Below are 19653 nucleotides of genomic sequence, written 5' to 3' on the forward strand. Positions count from 1 at the left end.
TATAGTTGAGCGTTAGTTATGATTGGTTTTCCTTTGAGAGAAAAATTTCGGCCTCGCGCAGGTCTGAGCTGTGGTCGGCGTCTATTATTTTCGAAAAAGGCCATGCCTTCAGGCGCATTCCGGCGGCCACGAGCGAGCGCTGGTAGTCGCGCATACGGGTTTTTCCGGCGGCCGCGCAGTCGTCGAGCAGTCCGAAGGCTTCCGGGCGCAGGGCGTAGATGCCGCCTGATATGTAGCGGGTGTCCGGGAGCGGATGGTCGAGAAATCCGGTGATGTCGTTCTCCGGTTCGGTGGCCACATAGAGCGGTTTCTCATCAGCCACGTATGATGTCACGGCCATATATCCGTCGGCTTCCGGATCGGCCTCGAAGCGGGCAATGAATTCCCGGAATTCTTCGGGGCGGAAGATGCTGTCGACTGTAAGCAGGCAGAAGGGGCGGGTGCGGTCCATAGAGCGGGCCAGTTCCCTGAAACTTTCCATTGATCCGGCGGTGCTTCTGACGGTCAGGCGCAGTTGCGGAGCGGAGTCTGTCTGGCGCGAGCGCAGATAGTCGGCCACTTCGGGCATCTCTTCGTTGACTATTATATATATTGTACGCGCGCCCGCGAGAGAGAGCACATCGATCAGCCTCCCGATCATAGGCCTGCCGCCCAGACGCACCAAGGGCTTCGGAAGGTCCTGTCCTTCCGATTTCAGGCGTGATCCCTGTCCGGCGGCTATGATGGCGAAGTCCATTGCTGATCGGTATGTGTGTGGTGCTGTGTGACTGGTGACTGGCTGGTATTGACCGGGGTTGCGGGGCGGCTCTTATCCGCGTTCGGCTGGCAGACGGTCGCTGCCCTTGTCGAAGTTCTGCTTGCGCAGGGGGTTGGCTGTTGCCTCTGCCTCGCGGCGGCGGTTGCGGTAGATGTCTATGGCGGTATAGATGGCCTCGCGCATCGACTGCTCGTCGGCCTTGCCCTGGCCGGCTATGTCATAGGCGGTGCCGTGGTCAGGAGAAGTGCGCACATAGGGGAGTCCGGCGGTGAAGTTCACGCCGTTTTCCGCAGCGAGGAGTTTGAAGGGTATGAGTCCCTGGTCGTGATACATGGCCAGGATGCCGTCAAACTTGGTGTAGGCGCCGCTTCCGAAAAATCCGTCGGCCGGATAGGGGCCGAAAGCAAGGATCTTGCGCTTGTTTGCTTCGGCTATTGCCGGGGCTATGATTTCGGTCTCTTCCGAGCCGATCACTCCGGCGTCACCGGCATGGGGGTTGAGGGCAAGCACTGCTATGCGCGGGCCGTGGATGCCGAAGTCTTCTGTGAGCGAGCGGTTGAACGCCGCGAGTTTGTCGCTGACGTTCTTGGCGGTGATTCCGGCGGCTACTGTGGCGATGCTGTCGTGGATGGTCACGAGGGCCACACGCAGGTTGCCGCCACACATTATCATCATGGCTTCGCGTCCTTCGCCCAGGCGTTTCTGCAGATATTCGGTGTGGCCGGGGAAGTTGAATGCCTCGCTGTGGATGGTCTGCTTGTTGATGGGGGCGGTCACCAGCACATCGATCAGTCCGTCGCGCAGGTCGGCGGTAGCGCGTTCGAGTGCGGCGAGGGCTGCCTGTCCTGCTGTCTGTGTGGCCTGTCCGGGCTCCACCTTGCAGTCTTCGGGCACCACGTTGATGAGGTTGATCTGCTCGTCGGCGGCTTTGTCGGGGCTGTCGATCTGGAAGAGTCTGAAGTCGGGGAGCTCGATGCCTTTGCGGTAGAAGTTGGCTATTTTTGCCGAGCCGTAGATCACCGGGGTGCAGAGTTCGGCTATGCGGATGTCGCCCAATGCTTTGAGCAGCACCTCATAGCCCACGCCGTTGATGTCACCGTGAGTGATCCCGACACGAATTTTTCTATTTTGTTCCATTTTTTTTGATCAGTGCATAGTGTGATAGAGAGGGCAGACGTGCAACCGTCGGCTGCACACCGGTCTCAATTAATTGGTAAAGTTACTAAAAAAGTCCTATAGGGTCTTTCGGATGTCTGTGGTTTAACATTTGTTAATGTCGTGCTTTCCCTCTTCGCCACGGCGTATATCGGTCACTCCGTTAGCATTCTGGATCAGCCTCGATGTTAATGAGGATTAAAAAGCGACCGTCAGGATGATAATTTATGTAATTTTTCGCATCAAGTTGCAGAGCTAAGTCGGTCACAATTAAGGATTTCATGAACAATGAAGTCTTTATGGACTGCCTGGCTAAACAGGGCATAGAGGTGATTGACCGTAAAGATAACAATGGATATACTTACGAGTATATAGGTGTTTATTCGCTTGATAATTTCTATAAAACAACTCCTTCGGTCTGTGACCGCGATATGACTCTTGCCTGCCGTGACTATCTTGACCGGATCGGTATTAGAAATGATCCGGATGCCGATGCATTGGGATGCACAGCGAGTGGTAAAACGTAAGTGATATTCCCTCGTCACAAAGCCGATCCGCAAGGCGTGACGGTAAATCGATGTCCTCAGCCGGACATCAACAAAACTTGAAAACATCGTACCCCCGACACCTGCGCGCTGTGCGCTGCGGTGTCGGGGGCTACTATTAAATCGGTGTCCTGCCGGACACCCGCTATCCTCTACGCCCTGCGAGATCACGCCCTGCGGACACCCGCTATCCGCGTGCCGTGGGGGATCTGCCCTGCCGGACACCCGCTATCCGCGCGACATGTGTGGGGTGGGTTCTGATCTGTCATTTAGATTGTCCGCGAGGCTTTTCTTCATGTATTTGCGGGTGAATAGGGGGAGATTAATGGCGAATTGTAAGTTTTTTAAATGTTTTTAACATGGTTGGTGGATAGAGTTAATATTATAAAACTTATCTTTGCGAATGTTCAGAAACCTAGTGCATACGTATTGACCTACGGTCAGTTATCACCGCTATTTCACGAAATTAGCCCAAAGAAACTCACTCTTATCACACTAACAATTCGAAAAAAGTATGAGAAAAACTTTACTAACCCTGGTTGCTGTATTGCTCAGTTTTTCGGCCTATGGAGCTGACATATTCGAAAACTGGGAAGAAAAATCAAGCTTCGGTCCTGCGACAAACGGCGGAACAAGTGCCGTAAAAGGCAAAAGCCCTTTGACTGACATTGAATATTCATTCGTGAGAGCCTGCAAATCGGTTCCCGGTCAGGCTGCCATACCAGCATTTCTCAGTATTGCAAACAGAGCCGGTGCTTATGTAGAATTCGCACTCCCGATCAACTGCAAGGAAATCAAGATCAAGACTACTTCTAATATCGCTTCTACCTGCAAAATCAATGTTCTTGCAGGGGGGACTACAATTGAATCGGCATATGCCGTTGGCGAGGCTGACAAGGAATATTCAATTGCCATTCCTGAAGAATACCGCAAGGCTGGTACTCTCTATCGCATTGCCCGTAATGCCGGGAACAATCTTTTTGCCGGCTTCACCTATATTGAAGATGCCGCTGAGGAACCGCAGGGTATTACTCTGCCTTACAGCCTGACATTCGACGAACCTGAAAAGGTGGAAGGCTATACTTCTGTATGCCCCTATGATCGTCCGAAGTTCGCCTACATCGCCAAGGGTGCATCTCCCGTATATTCAGGTTTCAACTGCGTGGCTTCAAAGAACCTCTTCTCAAGCAACGATATTGAATATAAAGACTCATGGTTTATCTCACCGGCCATCAAGCTTGAAGCCGGCAAGAAGTACATCGTGAAATATACCGTAGGTGTGACTAATCAGGAAAGAGCAGCCTTAGGTATTTTCTATGGTACAGAAGCGACTGCCGAGGCCATGACCGGCACAGCTCTTGAAGTTACCCATTACAGAGGCAATGGCCTGCTTGAAGGTCAGCTCTTCACAGTTTCAGGCACTATCGCACCTGAAGCCACCGGCGCATACAACATCGGATTCTATGACAATACCGATAAATATTGCAGCGCCAGGACTATCCTGACCGATATCTCTGTGACCGAGGCCGCTTCAGGCAAAATGCCAGGCGAACCTGCCGACTTCACCGCTGTTGCTGACAAAGACGGCGCTCTCTCTGTGGCTCTCTCGGCCAAGGCTCCGACTGTCGATGCAGAAGGCAACACCCTGAACGAGCTTACCGCTCTCGAATTCCTCCGCGAAACCACCGTGATCAAGACTATTGAAAACCCGACTCCCGGCAAAACATATACTTATACAGACAATGAGGCAGTTCACGGCAACAGCACCTACGGTGTGCGCGCTGTCAACTCTGCAGGTAACTCAAACGTTGTTTCGCAGGAGGTGAAGGCAGGTCTTGAAATTCCTAATCCTCCCACCGATGTCGCCGCCCATCAGTCAGTTGCCGGCAGCATCAAAGTTACATGGCACCGCCCCGAATCAGGCATCTTCGGCACCGGTTTCGGCAATCTTTCTCTGATCAAGACCAAAGTTGAGGTCTATGACGGTGATACCCTGATCAACACTTTTGAGGATCTGAGTGGCGAAGATGCTGATCTTGAGATCAATGACGGCACAGCCGATCAGAAGTTCTACAGTCTTAAGGTCTATGCCGTGACCTCAGGCGGCCCGTCACTTCCGGTTGAAGTCAATGCGGTTCCCGTTGGCAAGCCCGTCGCTCTTCCCTACAGCGAAGATTTTGCCGGCGCTGTCCCTGCTCAGCTACTCTATGCCAACAATAATGAGAACTATACCGCTTCATGGAGCTTCATGGATGGATATGCTTTCTTCACAGGTCGGTCATATGGTTCTCTTGCAAGCCTTTACAGCGGCCTGATCTCTATCCCTGCCGAATCAAAGAAGGTTGCTCTGACTCTTGAATATTCAAACGATGCCCGCAGCTATACCGGTTCTGTCCTGTCCGTTTTGGTCAATGCCGACGGCGAATGGGTTGAGCTCAAGAGCGAAGAAGCTCCGAAGGAATACACTCTGATGAGTGTTGATCTTTCTGAGTATGCAGGCAAGGATATCCAGTATGCTCTGCGCGGCAAGGGTGGTCAGTATTCTTACTACATCGACGTGAAGAATATCAAGATCGCCGATGAAGAAGAAAGCGGTATTGATTCTATCATCGCTGACGAGGCCGAAGGTGAGGCTGTCTACTATGATCTCATGGGCCGTCGCGTGGCTAATCCTTCAGCCGGCAAGATATATATCAAGGTTCTCAACGGCAAGGCATTCCGTGTTCTTGTGAAGTAATTGACAGATCGTCAAAACATATAAGCCTCTCCGAGGCATCATCATCCCGCATCCCCTCCGGGTCGGTAAATCCGTGTCCTTGCGGACACGACAATTTGGATGTATGACTTTACCCCCCCTACACCGTAGCGCACAGCGCGTAGGTGTAGGGGGCTACTATTAAATCGGTGTCCTGCGGACACCCGATATCCCCTGTGCCGTGCGGGATAACGCCCTGCGGACACCTGCTATCCGCGTGCCGTGAGGGATCATGCCATGCGGGATTCCGGATGGTGATGTCCGACAGGACATCGGTTTACTCGTAGCCCGTGACACCGCAGCGCACAGCGCGCAGGTGTCACGGGTTCGTGATTACCCCGTCATGTGATGTCCGACAGGACATCGGTTTACCATCACGCAGTGGTTAGATTCTCTCCGGGTCGGTGCTAATAGCGCCGGTTGTAATCGTTGTAGTTATTGTTGCCAAACTGACGGCGCGAGGCAGAGTTCATGAACGGATCGTCGAAGAATTCATCTTCTTCCTCTTCCTCTTCTTCGCGATCATCGTTCTCGCCACGCTTGCGTTTGGGCTTGTTCTTCTTGATTTCCTGCGGCTTCTGCATGTCAATGGGCAGCTCATAGATGTTCCACGACTGCTCTATGCCCCAGTTCTTCTTCAGGGTGATCTTTTTGGGGTAGTAGTAGACCTCCTCCGGCTGGATCGAGTCGAGAAGGCCGTTGGTATATATACCGTTAGAGTCGGAGTCGATGAAGAGTCGGGCGTAGTAGGTGCCGGGAGTCAGATATTCGATGCGGCCGAAGGAGCCTTTGACCAGGGCTGACGCCACGACCTTGTCAGAGGCATCGAGCACCTCGACCACTGCGGGTCGTCCTTCAAGCCCTTCGATGTTGAAATTGAGCGTGGAATATTCCTCAAGTTTCTTGGCATTGAATTCATGGACCAGCGGAGGATTCGTCAGACCGTAGATGTCATAGATCGCCGCCGAGTCGATGGTCAGCTTGTAGTGTCCGCCAGGTTCCCACTCGTAGGGCGCAATGAATTTGAGACTGTTGTGCTCCCCGATAGCGCGCATCACGGGAGCTGTGCGGGTGTACCACACGGAGTCGATCATCTCTTCAAGGTGAAAGGCAGTGGTGTCTACCGAGGCCACCGGAGTTGCAGACTGGAAGACCAGGGGCAGGTTGAGATCCTGCGATGTTGGACTGCTGACTTTGAAACTGATAGGCGGCGGTGGCGGCGGGATGGTGTCGGCCGCATCGAGCGAGTCAAGATCCACACCCTGACGTGCCAGTTCACGCCGGTGGTCTTCACGCAGCTTGGCAAGCTCTTTGGCCTCTTCCTGAGCCCGTTTGCGGCGCATGCGGGCATTTTTTGTGACCATGCGCAGAGTGTCGGTGGTCCATGAAAGCTGATCGAGAGTATCGGTGCGGATATAGCGTGCCTCAATCATAAGAGTGTCAAGAGCCACGAGTGATGTATCGGTGATCCAGTAGCGCAGAGTGTCAAGCGTGGGCGATGCCTGGAGCACTGACCATTTTTCGCTTTCCTCGCCGGCACGACTGGTGTTGAGCAGTTTCAGGATAGGGAGGGTGTCGGCTTTGGTAGAGAACTCAAAGTCGAGATTGTTTGGTTCGGGGCGCTCGTTCTTGCGGAGATATTGCGAGACGTAGCCCTCGTTGAACCATGTCAGGAGTATGTCGTCAGGCAGAAAGCGGGTGCCCGGATAGGTCACTATGGAGTCCTCGCCGGCCATGTTGACAAGAGTGTCGGTAAACTGCGCGGCCTCGGTCTCAGGCGAGATTGTCACGTCGAAAAAGGCTACGTCTTCCGAGCGGTCCCAGTGATAGTCGCGGTTCACGTCGTTGACGGCATAGATGCGGTAGGTTCCGGCCTTCATGTTGCGCAGAGTGAACTGGCCGAGTTGATTGGTCTTGGTGATGCGCTCGAAAGGGAGGGTGGAGACAGCCGTGTCTGAAAGATTCGAGTAGACACCCACCAGCATACCCTGTGCGGGCTCCAGTGTGCGGGCCTCGAAGACCATTCCCGAAACGCGCAGAGTGTCAATCGTGTCGCCCGTAGCGAAATCAAGAGCGAAACCGTCGAGCACATTGCTCTCGTTCAGATCCTTGATGGCATCGGCAAAGTCGATGGTATATGTGGTGTTTGGCACGAGGCTGTCGCGGAGCTCCACGGTTACACGCCGGCCGTTTGCCGTCACCACTGGAGTGGTGCGCTGGGCGGGAGAGACCACCACCTTGTTCATAGGGTCGTCAATCGACACATTTTCATCAAAGTCGACGGTGATCTTGCTTCCGTCAAACCTCAGCTGTCCGGGCTTCGGGTTTGACCTGACATAGACAGGGGGAGTCTCATCGCGCGGACCGCCTTCGGGGTGTCCGATGCTCGCGCAGGCGGCAAAAAAGGCCGTGGCGACTATTATGAAAAGCAGCCTCAGGGCTGATGTAGAGCGCATAGTCAGTTTATTCAGGTGTTTTAAAATGCAAAATTATGAAATTTCCACAACATAAAGTTTTCCCGCGCGTTAAATTATTATTAATCCACCTAAAGCAAGCATCACTCATGGCATCACCACTGATCATAAACATAGTCGGCTATGCAGCCGCCATCTGCATGATCTGCGGCTATCTCCCGCAGGCCATCTACACCATCCGCACCCGCGACACCGACGGTATCGCCCTCCCAACCTTCCTCCTGCTTGGGTTCGGAAGCATCTTTTTCGTGATCCAGGGCATCTTGCTCTTCAACTGGCCGCTGATGATCACGAACACCATCACCACCGTTTCGTCGGCCATCGTGTTTGCCATCAAGATCCACAACGACCGCATGAAAAAGAGAAAATAGCACGCCGCTGAAAAGAGCGTCCGGGCCACCTTTTCGTTACAAATTTATCCCTGATTTACCCCTGAGAGCATTTCGAAACATCCTCGGAAGAAAATCTGCTTAGATTTTCAAGAAAAATTCGTAACTTTGCGTCAAATTTTTCCGCCAGGAACCATGAAACAGAAATGCTACCAGGGGATGACTTTCCGTCCCTACATCAACAACTCCCAGATTCAATCACGAGTTCAGGAACTGGCAGCCGCCATCAAGACCGACTGCGCAGGAGTCACACCTCTGTTCATCTGTGTGCTCAACGGAGCCGCGCCGTTTGCGATCGACCTCTTCCGCGCATGCGAAGACATCGACGCAGAACTTACTTTCATGCGCTTCAAGAGCTATGAAGGAACCGGTTCGACCGGCGACGTCAAGCAGATCATGGGGCTGAGCGAGAATCTCGAAGGGCGCCACATAGTGCTGATCGAAGACATCATCGACACCGGCAACACAATGGTAAGCCTACTTGCCGAGCTGCGCAGACACAAGCCTGCCTCGATCCGCATCGCGACCCTGCTTTTCAAGCCTGAAGCTCTTGAGCATCCCGAACTCCACGCCGACTACGTAGGATTCGAGATTCCCAAAAAATTCATCATCGGCTACGGCCTCGATATCGACGGCCTGGCCCGCAATCTTCAGGATATCTATATACTTGACGAATAGCCGGCCGGACATCTCCGGCAGTCTGCCCTCTCTTCCCGGCCGGGACGGCAAGGGCGGACTTCAACCAATATATTTTTAAGGATAAAGAATGTTTAATCTTGTGATTTTCGGTGCACCCGGCAGCGGCAAGGGCACCCAAAGCGAAAAGCTCATCGACCGTTACGGTCTGACTCACATTTCAACCGGCGACGTCCTGCGCAAGGAAATCGCCGCAGGTTCAGAACTCGGCAAGATCGCCGACAGTTACATTTCAAAAGGCCAGCTCATCCCTGATGACCTCATGGTCGATATACTCGCGTCAGAGTTCGACCGCCTGCGTCCGGAGTCAAAAGGCTTCATCTTCGACGGTTTCCCCCGCACAATCCCCCAGGCCGAGGCCCTCAAGAAGATGCTCGAAGATCGCGGCGAGGAAGTGCATTCGGTAATCGGTCTCGAAGTGGCCGACGAGGAGCTCATGGAGCGCCTGATCAAGCGCGGAGCCGAAAGCGGCCGTTCGGATGACAACCCCGAAACCATCGGAAACCGTCTGAAAGTCTATCACTCGACCACCTCGCCCCTGCGCGACTACTATACCGCCGAAGGCACCTACCGCGCCATCCAGGGTTCAGGCCGTGTCGACGAGATCTTCTCACGCATCACCGAGGCCATCGAAAGTCAGGCTGTGCTCAACTGAGCGCTCTCTGCCCCCGGTCTCCACAAACCATAAACTCTCCCCCCAAACCGGACCAGAATCATATCACCGATGCCAGAATCAAAGCCTGTAGGTTCAATGACCTATGCCGAGAGCCTCAGCGAGCTCGAAGCCATACTCCGCACCATGCAGAGCGACAGCTGCGACATTGACCGCCTTGCGGCCTACACCCGTCGCGCCACCGAGTTGCTGAAAGCCTGCCGTTCACGCCTCACCGCAACCGAGGAGGAACTGCAGGCCATACTCTCCACTCTCGAAAACCAGTCAAACCAATAACACAGATATTTCTAATGAAATTATTACCCCTGACAGCAGTTGCCATGACCATGACATTTGCTACAGTCTCGTGCAACCATCGTGCCTCCGAGCATCTGGCCAGCCTCAACGTGGCCTATCTTGACACCACAGTGGCTCCCGGCGCAGACTTCTACACTTATGTAAACAAGGGCTGGATGGAAGCTCATCCGCTCACTGCCGAACACGCCCGCTACGGCCAGTTCGACATTCTCAACGACTCTTCAGAGAACCGCGTAAAGGAACTCATAGCCAATCTCGGCACAACAAACCCCGAACCCGGTACCGTGGCCCACAAGGTCTGGACCATCTACTCGCAGGCTATGGACACCGCCCGCCGCAACCGCGAGGGCGCAACTCCCATCCTCGCCGACCTCAAGAAAATCGAGGAAACTCCGCATGAAGGGATGGAAGACCTCTTCCTCTGGATGCACGGAAACTACGCAAGCCCCTTCTTCGGAGCCGGTCCGATGGAAGATCTCGCCAACTCGCAGGTCTACGCCATGTATCTCTCCAACGGAGGCATGGGTCTGGGCGACCGCGATTATTATCTGCTTGACGACGAGCGCAACACCGCTGTCCGCAACGCCTACAGGAAACTAATCGCAACCCAGATGCAGAATGCAGGCTATGCGGCAGCCGACGCCGCCCGCATCACCGACAACGTGATGAAGATCGAGACCGCCCTCGCACAGAAGACCCTCACCCGCGAGGAAAGCCGCGATATCCCCCGCATGTACAATCCCCGCACCTTCGCCCAGGTCAAGGAAGTGTATCCCAACGTAAACTGGGACCGTTTCTTCATCGAGACAATGGGCATCAAGTCGCCCGACACCCTGATTGTCACAGAGCCTGAATATCTGGCTCAGGCCGACAAGCTCATGGGCTCGCTCTCCGACCGCGAGATCAAGGACTACTATCTCTGGAAATACGTAAGCCAGGCCGCTTCGAAACTCAGCGACAACTTCACCCAGGCCAGCTTCGAGTTCTCGAAGGTGATGAGCGGTGTGCAGGAGCTCCGTCCGCTCTGGAAACGCGCCATCGATGCCACTGAAGGCGCTCTCGGCGAAGCTGTAGGCGAACTCTATGTTGCGAAATACTTCCCCCAGTCGTCCAAAGACTATATGCTCGGCCTTGTAGAGAATCTCCGCGTGGCCCTCGGCAAGCACATCGACAACCTCGACTGGATGAGCGACACCACCAAGGCCCGTGCCCATGAGAAACTTGACGCTTTCACCGTCAAGATCGGATATCCCGACAAGTGGAAAGACTATTCAACAATGAAGATCGATCCCGAACTGAGCTACTATGAGAACATGCACAACGTGGGCATGTGGCATCAGGCCGAAACTTATGCCAAATGGGGCAAGCCGGTTGACCGCACCGAGTGGGGCATGACTCCTCAGACTGTCAACGCCTACTACAATCCGCTGGCCAACGAGATCGTCTTCCCCGCAGCTATCCTCCAGGCTCCTTTCTTCGATCCGAACGCTTCAGACGCTGAAAACTACGGTGGTATCGGTGTGGTAATCGGCCACGAGATGACTCACGGTTTCGATGACCAGGGGCGCAACTTCGACGCCAACGGCAACATGACCGACTGGTGGACTCCCGAAGACGCTGCCAGGTTCACTGACAAGACCAAGGCTCTGATCGCTCAGTTTGACGAAGTTGAGGTGCTCCCCGGCGTTCACGCCAACGGCCGCTACACTCTGGGCGAAAACATCGCTGACCAGGGTGGCCTGCGCATAGCCATGACCGCTTTCCTTGACGCTCAGGAGAAGAAGGGAGTCGACATCAAGTCGCCCGAAGCAAAGATCGACGGCTTTGATCCCCTCCAGGTGTTCTACATGAACTACGCCAACCTCTGGGCCAACAACATCCGTGACGAGGAGATCCGTTCGCTCACAACCGGCGACGTCCACTCACTCGGCTGCAACCGCGTCAACGTCACTCTCCGCAACATCGCACCCTTCTTCGAAGCATTCTCAATCACCGAAGGCCAGCCCATGTTCCGCCCCGAAGCCGAACGAGTGATCATCTGGTAAACCCCGAAGATTCATTCCATACCTTACAATATAATTAAGGTGTAAGATATATCCTTCTATTGACGGCGAGAGCCTGCTGCCCTGATTCCGGCAGCAGGCTCTCGCTTATTCATTCATACTGGTCAAGGGCTTCGCGCAGGGCCGTCGTCACCATTACACGCAGTTCGGGCGGTTCCACAACCTTTATGTCAGGCCCGTGTGACAGAAGTTCCTGCACAAGGTCGGGCGTGAGGCGCAGGCGGTAGTGGAAAAGCGAGTAGTCGTCATGGATCTCCTCCTGCTGGGAAGTGTGGAGAGGAAGCGCGCGCAGATATTTGGCCTGGCGGGTCGAGGTGCGGATCACAACTTCGTGCGGCTCGGCCTGCGTGAAGACTATGCCGAATGAGTCTTTGACAAAGCTCTCGGCATCGAAGGCCGGATCGACCGTATAGGTTTCGGCATCGACCTTGACATCTTCCATACGGTCGAGGGCGTAGGTCTTGACCACTCCGTCGCGCACGTTGAGCCCGGTGACATACCACCGCTGGCGGAATATCTTCAGAAAGTATGGTTCGACAACCACATCGCGCGTAGGGTTGACTCGTGTGTAGGGCCTGTAGGTGAACCGTACCGGATGCCTCTCACGCAAGGCCGAGATGACCTGCGAGAGGTAGAGCCGGGCCGAGGGCACGTCTTCAAGGAAAATGCTGTCTGAGATGTCGCTCACGTTGGAGAGAACATTGCTCATGGCCGCCGAGTTGAGCAGCCAGTCGGTGACGCTTTCCTGATGAGAGTCGCCGGAGTCGATATAATACTCATAGGTGGCTGAATTACATTCGATATTGATGTTGAAAAGCTCTTCGATGGCATTGCGGTAGTTGTAGAAAGTGCGGCGCGGAAGCGCGGCGCCATCGGAGTAGGGCGACTGCATCCAGAGTTCGTTGAGCTTTTCACGGGTTATGGCACCATAGCGTCGTATGGTGTCAATGATCCATATGTAGCGGGCAAGAAGGTTGCGTGACATAATCAGTTGAGGCGTCTGGGGAAGAGGAATATTATCGAGAGTACAATCATGGCAGCGAGAGCCCAGGGATAGTAGAGGTAGGGAAATGGAGATGCGGGCGAGATGCCGGCCAGAGAGGTGGCGAGAAGGGTCTGCGCACCGTAGGGGATCAGACATTGCACCACACAGGAAGCCGAGTCGAGCAGCGAGGCACTTTTGCGAGGGTCGATGCCGTAGCGCTCGGCTATGTCGCGGGCAATTCCGCCCACGGTGATGATGGCTACCGTATTGTTGGCCGTGCAGAGATTCACCAGCCCGACAAGCAGAGCGAGTATGGCCTGCGCGCCGCGTTTGCCGTGGATGCGTGAGCTGAGGCCCTGAAGCAGGAACTGAATGCCTCCGGCTGCCTTTATGATGCCTAACATTCCGGCCGCGAGAAGAGTGACAATGATCAGATCGCCCATTCCGTCGATTCCGGCACCGGCATATCCGGCCATATCCATGACCGAGAAACCGTTGACGGCTCCCATGACGAAAGCCGAAAGAATTCCAAGCGAGAGGACCACCGTGACGTTTATGCCGGCTATGGCTGTGGCGAGGACTATCAGGTAGGGCAGAACGAGCCAGGGGTTGCTGTCGTTGACCAGATCTATAGCCGGAGAGTCTTTGCTCATGACCATGTAGATGGCCAGAGTCACGAGGGCGGCCGGAAGCGCTGTCCACAGGTTGGCTTTGAACTTGTCAGCCATGCCGCATCCCTGCGAGCGGGTAGCTGCGATGGTTGTATCGGAGATGAATGACAGATTGTCGCCGAAAAATGCGCCGCCGAGCACTACCGCCACATAGAAAGCCACCGAGCCGTCTACAGTCTGAGCTATTTCCACAGCCAGAGGAGCCAGTGCCACCACGGTGCCGACCGAGGTTCCTACCGAGAGCGAGATGAAGCATGCCGCAAAGAAAAGCGTTGGCACAACGAACTGCGGCGGGCATACCCGGAGGGTCAGGCTGACCGTAGCGTCGACAGCCCCGATCTCCTTGGCCACCGTGGCGAAAGCTCCGGCAAGGATGAAGACCCAGATCATGTAAAGGATATTGAAATGTCCGGCGGCCCGCGAGAAGGTCTCGATTCGGGCGGCAAGCGGATGTCCGCGGTAGATGATAACAGCCCATACGGAAGCTGCCACCAGCGCTACGGCTATAGGCATTTTATAAAAATCGTTCAGTATAACCGACACTGCCACATAGAGCAGCAGAAAGACAATGACCGGCGACAGAGCCAGCCATCCCCGTCCGGGCGCCACACGGCGGTCGGTATTGCGGTCAGAAATCTCATTCATGATTCTCTAAGAGTTACTTATCTATTCTCAACTTTGATATTGCAAAAATAGCGAAAACTTTCCGCATTTCAAGCCAAGAGCAGCCCGGAATCATTCGGCCTCTGATTCGAGGGTTCGAGAACTGAAGTTCTCGGCGGGGATGAAATTTTGGCGGGGATGAGGTTTTTGGGGTGTTTTCAGAAGGGGAGTTTGCTGACGGTCTGGCCCCAGTTGCCACGGTCGAGATTCCGGTATGAGAGGGCCTCGGACAGGTGGTGGGTTCTGATGGGGGCGGTGATGGCTTCTCTTAGCGTTTCGGCTGTCGGGGCGCAACCGCCTGCGGAGAGGATGGCCGTGGCCTGTTCGAGGTCAGCTATGGTGCGGGCCACTTTCAGAATGCGGTCATAGGCACGGGCGCTCATGTCGAGCCTTGTCATGGCTTCGCGCAAGGTTTCAAGACTGTCGCTGTCAATTGAGGCATAGGTGCGGAGCAGGCGTGAGTTCATCTGGGCGTTGCTGTGAATGCCCCGCTCTGCGGCAAATCTGAGGGCCTGGATCTCGCGCGCGCAGATCACCCTCCGCTTGATGGCTTCGCTCTTTTCTCCCTCGCGGGCCGAGGCGAGCTCCTCAAACGGCACCGGAAAGATCTCAACCTGCAGGTCTATGCGGTCGAGCAGCGGTCCGCTGATGCGGTTGAGATATTTCTGCACTGCGGCTCCGGAGCACAAACATTCCTTGGTGGGGTGGTTATAGAATCCGCACGGACAGGGATTCATGGAGGCTACAAGCATAAAGCCTGCGGGATAGTCAATGGTGTATTTGGCGCGGGCTATGGTGATGTGGCGGTCTTCAAGAGGCTGGCGCATCACTTCGAGCACCTGGCGCGAGAATTCCGGAAATTCGTCGAGAAACAAGACTCCGTTATGGGCAAGCGAGATCTCGCCGGGTGCCGGATTGGAGCCGCCGCCCACGAGGGCTACGGGCGAGATGGTGTGGTGTGGCGAACGGTAGGGACGCTGTGTCATCAACCGCGAACCGCTCTTGAGTTTCCCGGCCACGGAGTGGATCTTGGTGGTTTCAAGAGCCTCTGCAAGGGTCAGCGGCGGCAATATGGTGGGTATGCGCTTGGCCATCATCGACTTCCCGGCTCCGGGAGGGCCGACCATCAGAATGTTATGGCCGCCGGCACATGCCACCTCGAAAGCTCTCTTCACACCCTCCTGCCCTTTGACTTCAGAGAAATCGCAGTCGAAAACCGATGAGGCGCGGGCAAATTCCTCGCGGGTATTGACGCTCACGGGCTCGGCTTCGCTGCTGCCTGTGATGAAATCGACCACCTCGCGCAGAGATGACATGCCGTAGACTTCCAGATTGTTGACCACGGCTCCTTCCGTGACATTGGCCACGGGCACAATCATGCCTTTGAATCCCAGCTCACGGGCTTTTATGGCCATCGGGAGCACTCCCTTGATAGGCAGCAGCGAGCCGTCAAGCGACAGTTCGCCCATGATCATGAACGACTCCAGCGGAACCGACGGCGTGATCTGTTCGCATGAGGCCAGAACCCCGATGGCAATCGGGAGGTCATAGGCTGCACCCTCCTTGCGCACATCGGCCGGCGAGAGGTTGACCACCATACGGCGCCGCGGCCACTTGTAGCCCGACTGGGTCAGGGCTGAAATCACACGCTGATAGCTTTCCTTGACTGCTGTGTCGGCCATGCCGACAAGGTTGAATGACACACCGGGCTCGGCAACGGCCTCTATGGTGACAACTATGGCGTCAATGCCCTGTACGGCGGCTCCGTATGTCTTTATAAGCATAATGGAGAGAGTTGATTGGGTTTGTAGCGGTTGAGGGTTCGGGGAAAGTGCCTAATAGGCAAGCAGATTTCTGACCTGGTCCGTGTCAAGGGAGCGGCGGCGGGCATAGTCGGCAATCTGGTCGTCGGCAATGCGCCCCGGCATGAAGTAGCTTGATTCCGGATGAGCTATATAGAGGCCGCAGACTGTGGCTGAAGGCTCCATTGCTCCGTTTTCGGTCAGGCTCACGCCTATGTCTCCAAGTCCGAGCAGACTGTCAAGCACAAATGTCAGTTTCTGATCGGGCAGGGAGGGATAGCCTACAGCGGGCCGGATGCCCGTGTAGCGAGCCTGCGAAAGCTCCTTCAGCGAAAGATTTTCGGCAGGAGCATAGCCCCACAGTTCGCGGCGCACTTTTGCGTGAAGCCACTCCGAGGCAGCTTCGGCCAAACGGTGGGCCAGGCTCTGCACCAGGAGTGAGCGGTAGCTGTCAGCCGCCTCATCAGCGGCCCGGACTTCATCTGCAAAATCAATGCTCACGGCAAAGGCGCCCGCATAGTCGCTGCTTTCGGCCAGATAGTCGGAAAGTCCGCGCGATGGTTCGCCCGCACCGAGAGCCTGTGAGCGCAGAGTGGGGATGCGGATGCCGTCCATCACAATGTCATCGCCCTCGGCATGAGCCTCGCAGAGTTTCACTATTGCACTCGCGCAGCGATCTTCTCCGCTCCAGCGGTCGAGCAGCGAGGACGCATCGCGGTAGAGCCTGATGACCTCCTCGCCTTTTGAAGGATCAGCCGGAGTATATTTTTCGATCCAGGCACGGCGGCAGGCCGGACAGTCATGCAGGGCTGTGACCGAGGCGAAATCTCCGGGCAGTTTCCAGGCATTGAAGAAGAAGTGCCAGTTGATATAGGGGATGATTTCTTTGACGGGTATGTCAATACGGTGACGCCCCGGAGCGGCAGGAGCTACGGGCACATGCGGTTTAAGACAGCCTCTGACCGAACGCCTGCGGGCCTCGGCGAGAGACACCGTGGCCACGGTGCGGAGGCGCTCGCGCTCACGCAGGGTGTCATACTGTTCTTTAAGTTCGGCAATGAAAGCCTCACAGGTGTCAGGGTTGAGCAGACGGGCGGCTATCAGCGGGTTTTGCGAGGCGTCAGGCACATGGATCACCGGCGCTGAGTAGTTAGGGGCTATCTTCACTGCCGTGTGGATGCGCGAAGTGGTGGCGCCGCCCACCATCACCGGTATTTTCAGCCCGGTTTCCTCCATCAGCCTGACCACGCGGGCCATCTCCTCAAGCGAGGGGGTGATGAGGCCGGAGAGACACACCAGATCAGGCTTCTCACGCAAGGCGGTGGCCACGATATCCTCCGCAGGCACCATCACTCCGAGGTCAATCACCTCGTAGTTGTTGCAGGCAAGGACGATCGACACGATGTTCTTGCCGATGTCATGCACATCGCCTTTCACGGTGGCAAACACCACCTTTCCGGCCTTTTCTGACTGCCGGCTGTCGCGGCGGCTCTCGATCACTGGCTGGAGAATGGTCACGGCGCGCTTCATGGTGCGGGCGGTTTTCACCACCTGTGGCAGAAACATCTTGCCTTCGCCGAAGAGCGTGCCCACGCGGTTCATTCCTTCCATCAGCGGGCCGTCGATTATGTCGACCGGATCAGTGCCTGCGGCAAGAGCCTCGGCGAGATCCTCTTCGAGATGGTCATGGATGCCTTTGACAAGCGCGTGGGTCAGACGTTCGCCCACTGGCAGCGCGCGCCAGGCCTCGGCGGTCTCAGTGCGCGCCGGATCAGCACCCTGCTCCTTGGCGGCAAGCATCTCCTGCGCGCGGGCCATCAGCTGCTCGGCCGCATCCTCGCGCCGATAGAGAACCACGTCTTCTATCAGTTCGCGCAGACCTGGCTCGATCTCCTCATAAGTCACAGACGAGGAGGGGTTGACAATGGCCATGTCCATGCCTTTGGCTATGGCATGGTAGAGGAACACGGCGTGCATGGCTTCACGCAGATAGTTGTTGCCGCGGAATGAGAACGACAGGTTGCTGACGCCGCCGCTCACTTTGGCTCCGGGCAGATTCTGCTTGATCCACTCCACGGCGCGGATGAAGTCGAGACCGTAGCGGTCATGCTCCTTCATGCCGGTGGCTATGGCAAGTATGTTGGGGTCGAAAATTATGTCTTCGGGGTTGAAGCCCACTCGCTCGGTGAGCAGACGGTAGGCACGGGCGCAGACTTCTGTCTTGCGTTCGAAAACGTCGGCCTGGCCCTTTTCATCAAAAGCCATTACAACTGCGGCGGCGCCGAGACGGCGGATGCGGCGCGCATGGTCGAGAAAGACTTCCTCGCCCTCCTTGAGGGAGATGGAATTGACTATCGACTTGCCCTGCACACATTTGAGCGCCGCTTCGATCACCTGCCAGTCAGAGGAGTCGATCATCACGGGCACACGGGCTATGTCAGGCTCGGATGCGATCAGATTGAGGAAGCCACACATTTCCTTGCGGGCATCCATCATGCCGTCGTCCATGTTGATGTCTATGATCTGCGCTCCGTCGTCAACCTGCTTGCGGGCAATGCTCAGGGCCTCGTCAAGCTTGCCTTCCTTGATCAGACGCAGGAATTTGCGCGATCCGGCCACGTTGCAGCGTTCGCCCACGTTGACGAAGAGACTGTCAGGCAGGATGTCGAGACGTTCGAGGCCCGACAGGTGCATTCCGGCGGGTGTGTCGGTGCTGAATGTGCGGCCCGGTTTTCCCGCCACGGCCCGGCTGATGGCCGTGATGTGGGCCGGAGTGGTGCCGCAGCAGCCGCCTACGATGTTGACCAGTCCCTCATCGGCAAAGCCGGCAATCTGCGCGGCCATTGTCTCAGGGCTTTCCTCATATTCGCCCATAGCGTTTGGAAGCCCGGCGTTGGGGTGGCAGCTTACCGGACAGCGGGCTATCTTGGCAAGCTCTCTGAGATGGGGCTTCATGTCAGCCGCGCCGAAGGAGCAGTTGATGCCTATCGAGGCTATCGGGAAGTGCTCCACCGAGGCCATGAAGGCCGGAATGGTCTGTCCGGAGAACGTGCGGCCGTCATGACCTGAAAGTGTGATGGAAAGCATCACCGGGAGCTCGCGGCCGGCGGCGTCCATAGCGTCGCGCGCGGCATCGAGTCCGGCCTTGAGGTTGAGCGAGTCAAAGATAGTCTCGAAGAGCAGCAGGTCTGCGCCCCCCTCTATCAGGGCTGCGATCTGTTCGCGGTAGGCATTGAAAAGATCGTCGTAAGAGACAGCCCGCAGAGCAGGATCGTTGACATCGGGGCTCATGGAGGCCGTCTTGTTGGTCGGGCCGATTGATCCGGCCACCCATATGCGGCGCCCGTCTGCAGCGCGGCGGCTGTCGGCCAGACTGCGGAGCAGCGAGGCCGCGGTGCGGTTTATCTCGCTGACCAGCGCCTCCATGCCGTAGTCAGCCATAGAGATTGAATTGGCGTTGAAGGTGTCGGTGCTTATGATGTCGGCTCCGGCGTCGATATACTGCGATGCGATCGCGCTTATCACATCCGGACGGGTGAGCACAAGCAGGTCATTGTTTCCGCGCAGGTCAGTGGGCCACTGGGCAAAGCGCTCGCCGCGGAAATCGGCCTCGCCGAGCCCGTAGCTCTGGATCATGGTGCCCATCGCACCGTCGAGTATCATTATCCGCTCGCGCAGGAGCGAAGAGAAGTCTTCCAAAACGTCAGTTCGTTAGAGGTTGTGTGGGT

14 protein-coding genes are annotated in these 19653 nt (G+C 56.0%); 7 read left to right on the forward strand and 7 right to left on the reverse strand.

All coding sequences use genetic code 11. The annotated features are described in order from the left end of the window. Positions 1-16 precede the first annotated feature (16 nt). Positions 17-736 carry an NDP-sugar synthase gene (locus FDZ78_RS07305; protein ID WP_107031068.1) on the reverse strand — a complete coding sequence of 240 codons (720 nt, stop codon included), beginning with the start codon at positions 734-736 and terminating at the stop codon, positions 17-19. 72 nt (positions 737-808) lie between these two features. After that, positions 809-1894, reverse strand: coding sequence for a 4-hydroxythreonine-4-phosphate dehydrogenase PdxA (gene pdxA, locus FDZ78_RS07310; protein WP_124075668.1), 1086 nt, complete (start codon positions 1892-1894; stop codon positions 809-811). A gap of 299 nt (positions 1895-2193) precedes the next feature. On the opposite strand from pdxA, the gene FDZ78_RS07315 reads away from it, so the two are divergent. Continuing rightward, positions 2194-2439, forward strand: coding sequence for a hypothetical protein (locus FDZ78_RS07315; RefSeq protein ID WP_107031070.1), 246 nt, complete (start codon positions 2194-2196; stop codon positions 2437-2439). Between the two features lie 532 nt (positions 2440-2971). After that, positions 2972-5194, forward strand: coding sequence for a hypothetical protein (locus FDZ78_RS07320; protein WP_124075667.1), 2223 nt, complete (start codon positions 2972-2974; stop codon positions 5192-5194). Positions 5195-5619: 425 nt separating this feature from the next. Here FDZ78_RS07320 and FDZ78_RS07325 read toward each other — a convergent pair whose 3' ends face one another. Next, positions 5620-7668 carry an Ig-like domain-containing domain gene (locus FDZ78_RS07325; protein ID WP_123398982.1) on the reverse strand — a complete coding sequence of 683 codons (2049 nt, stop codon included), beginning with the start codon at positions 7666-7668 and terminating at the stop codon, positions 5620-5622. A gap of 107 nt (positions 7669-7775) precedes the next feature. On the opposite strand from FDZ78_RS07325, the gene FDZ78_RS07330 reads away from it, so the two are divergent. The 5 genes from FDZ78_RS07330 to FDZ78_RS07350 all read left to right on the forward strand — a co-directional run bounded on the left by FDZ78_RS07330 (position 7776) and on the right by FDZ78_RS07350 (position 11786). Further along, on the forward strand, positions 7776-8057 hold the full coding sequence (locus FDZ78_RS07330; RefSeq protein WP_168181989.1) for a SemiSWEET family sugar transporter: 282 nt from the start codon (positions 7776-7778) through the stop codon (positions 8055-8057). A gap of 153 nt (positions 8058-8210) precedes the next feature. After that, positions 8211-8753: a hypoxanthine phosphoribosyltransferase gene (gene hpt / locus FDZ78_RS07335; RefSeq protein WP_107031074.1), complete on the forward strand. Its 543-nt coding sequence runs from the start codon at positions 8211-8213 to the stop codon at positions 8751-8753. A gap of 88 nt (positions 8754-8841) precedes the next feature. After that, positions 8842-9426: an adenylate kinase gene (locus FDZ78_RS07340; RefSeq protein ID WP_123398984.1), complete on the forward strand. Its 585-nt coding sequence runs from the start codon at positions 8842-8844 to the stop codon at positions 9424-9426. 69 nt (positions 9427-9495) lie between these two features. After that, positions 9496-9720: an exodeoxyribonuclease VII small subunit gene (gene xseB, locus FDZ78_RS07345; RefSeq protein ID WP_107031076.1), complete on the forward strand. Its 225-nt coding sequence runs from the start codon at positions 9496-9498 to the stop codon at positions 9718-9720. Between the two features lie 14 nt (positions 9721-9734). Next, positions 9735-11786, forward strand: coding sequence for a M13 family metallopeptidase (locus tag FDZ78_RS07350; protein ID WP_136408317.1), 2052 nt, complete (start codon positions 9735-9737; stop codon positions 11784-11786). 109 nt (positions 11787-11895) lie between these two features. Here FDZ78_RS07350 and FDZ78_RS07355 read toward each other — a convergent pair whose 3' ends face one another. The 4 genes from FDZ78_RS07355 to metH form a co-directional block, all read right to left on the reverse strand. Then, positions 11896-12789, reverse strand: coding sequence for a WYL domain-containing protein (locus tag FDZ78_RS07355; RefSeq protein ID WP_107031078.1), 894 nt, complete (start codon positions 12787-12789; stop codon positions 11896-11898). A gap of 2 nt (positions 12790-12791) precedes the next feature. Then, the gene (locus tag FDZ78_RS07360; protein ID WP_136408318.1) at positions 12792-14105 is read right to left on the reverse strand and encodes a Na+/H+ antiporter NhaC family protein; all 1314 of its coding nucleotides are present in this window, start codon (positions 14103-14105) and stop codon (positions 12792-12794) included. 176 nt (positions 14106-14281) lie between these two features. Further along, entirely contained in the window at positions 14282-15907 is a 1626-nt protein-coding gene (locus tag FDZ78_RS07365; protein WP_136408319.1) for a YifB family Mg chelatase-like AAA ATPase, read from the reverse strand. 51 nt (positions 15908-15958) lie between these two features. Beyond that, on the reverse strand, positions 15959-19624 hold the full coding sequence (gene metH, locus FDZ78_RS07370) for a methionine synthase (RefSeq protein ID WP_255575983.1): 3666 nt from the start codon (positions 19622-19624) through the stop codon (positions 15959-15961). Between the last annotated feature and the right edge of the window lie 29 nt (positions 19625-19653).

Source organism: Duncaniella sp. B8, from assembly GCF_005304985.1.
Lineage (GTDB): Bacteria > Bacteroidota > Bacteroidia > Bacteroidales > Muribaculaceae > Duncaniella > Duncaniella muris.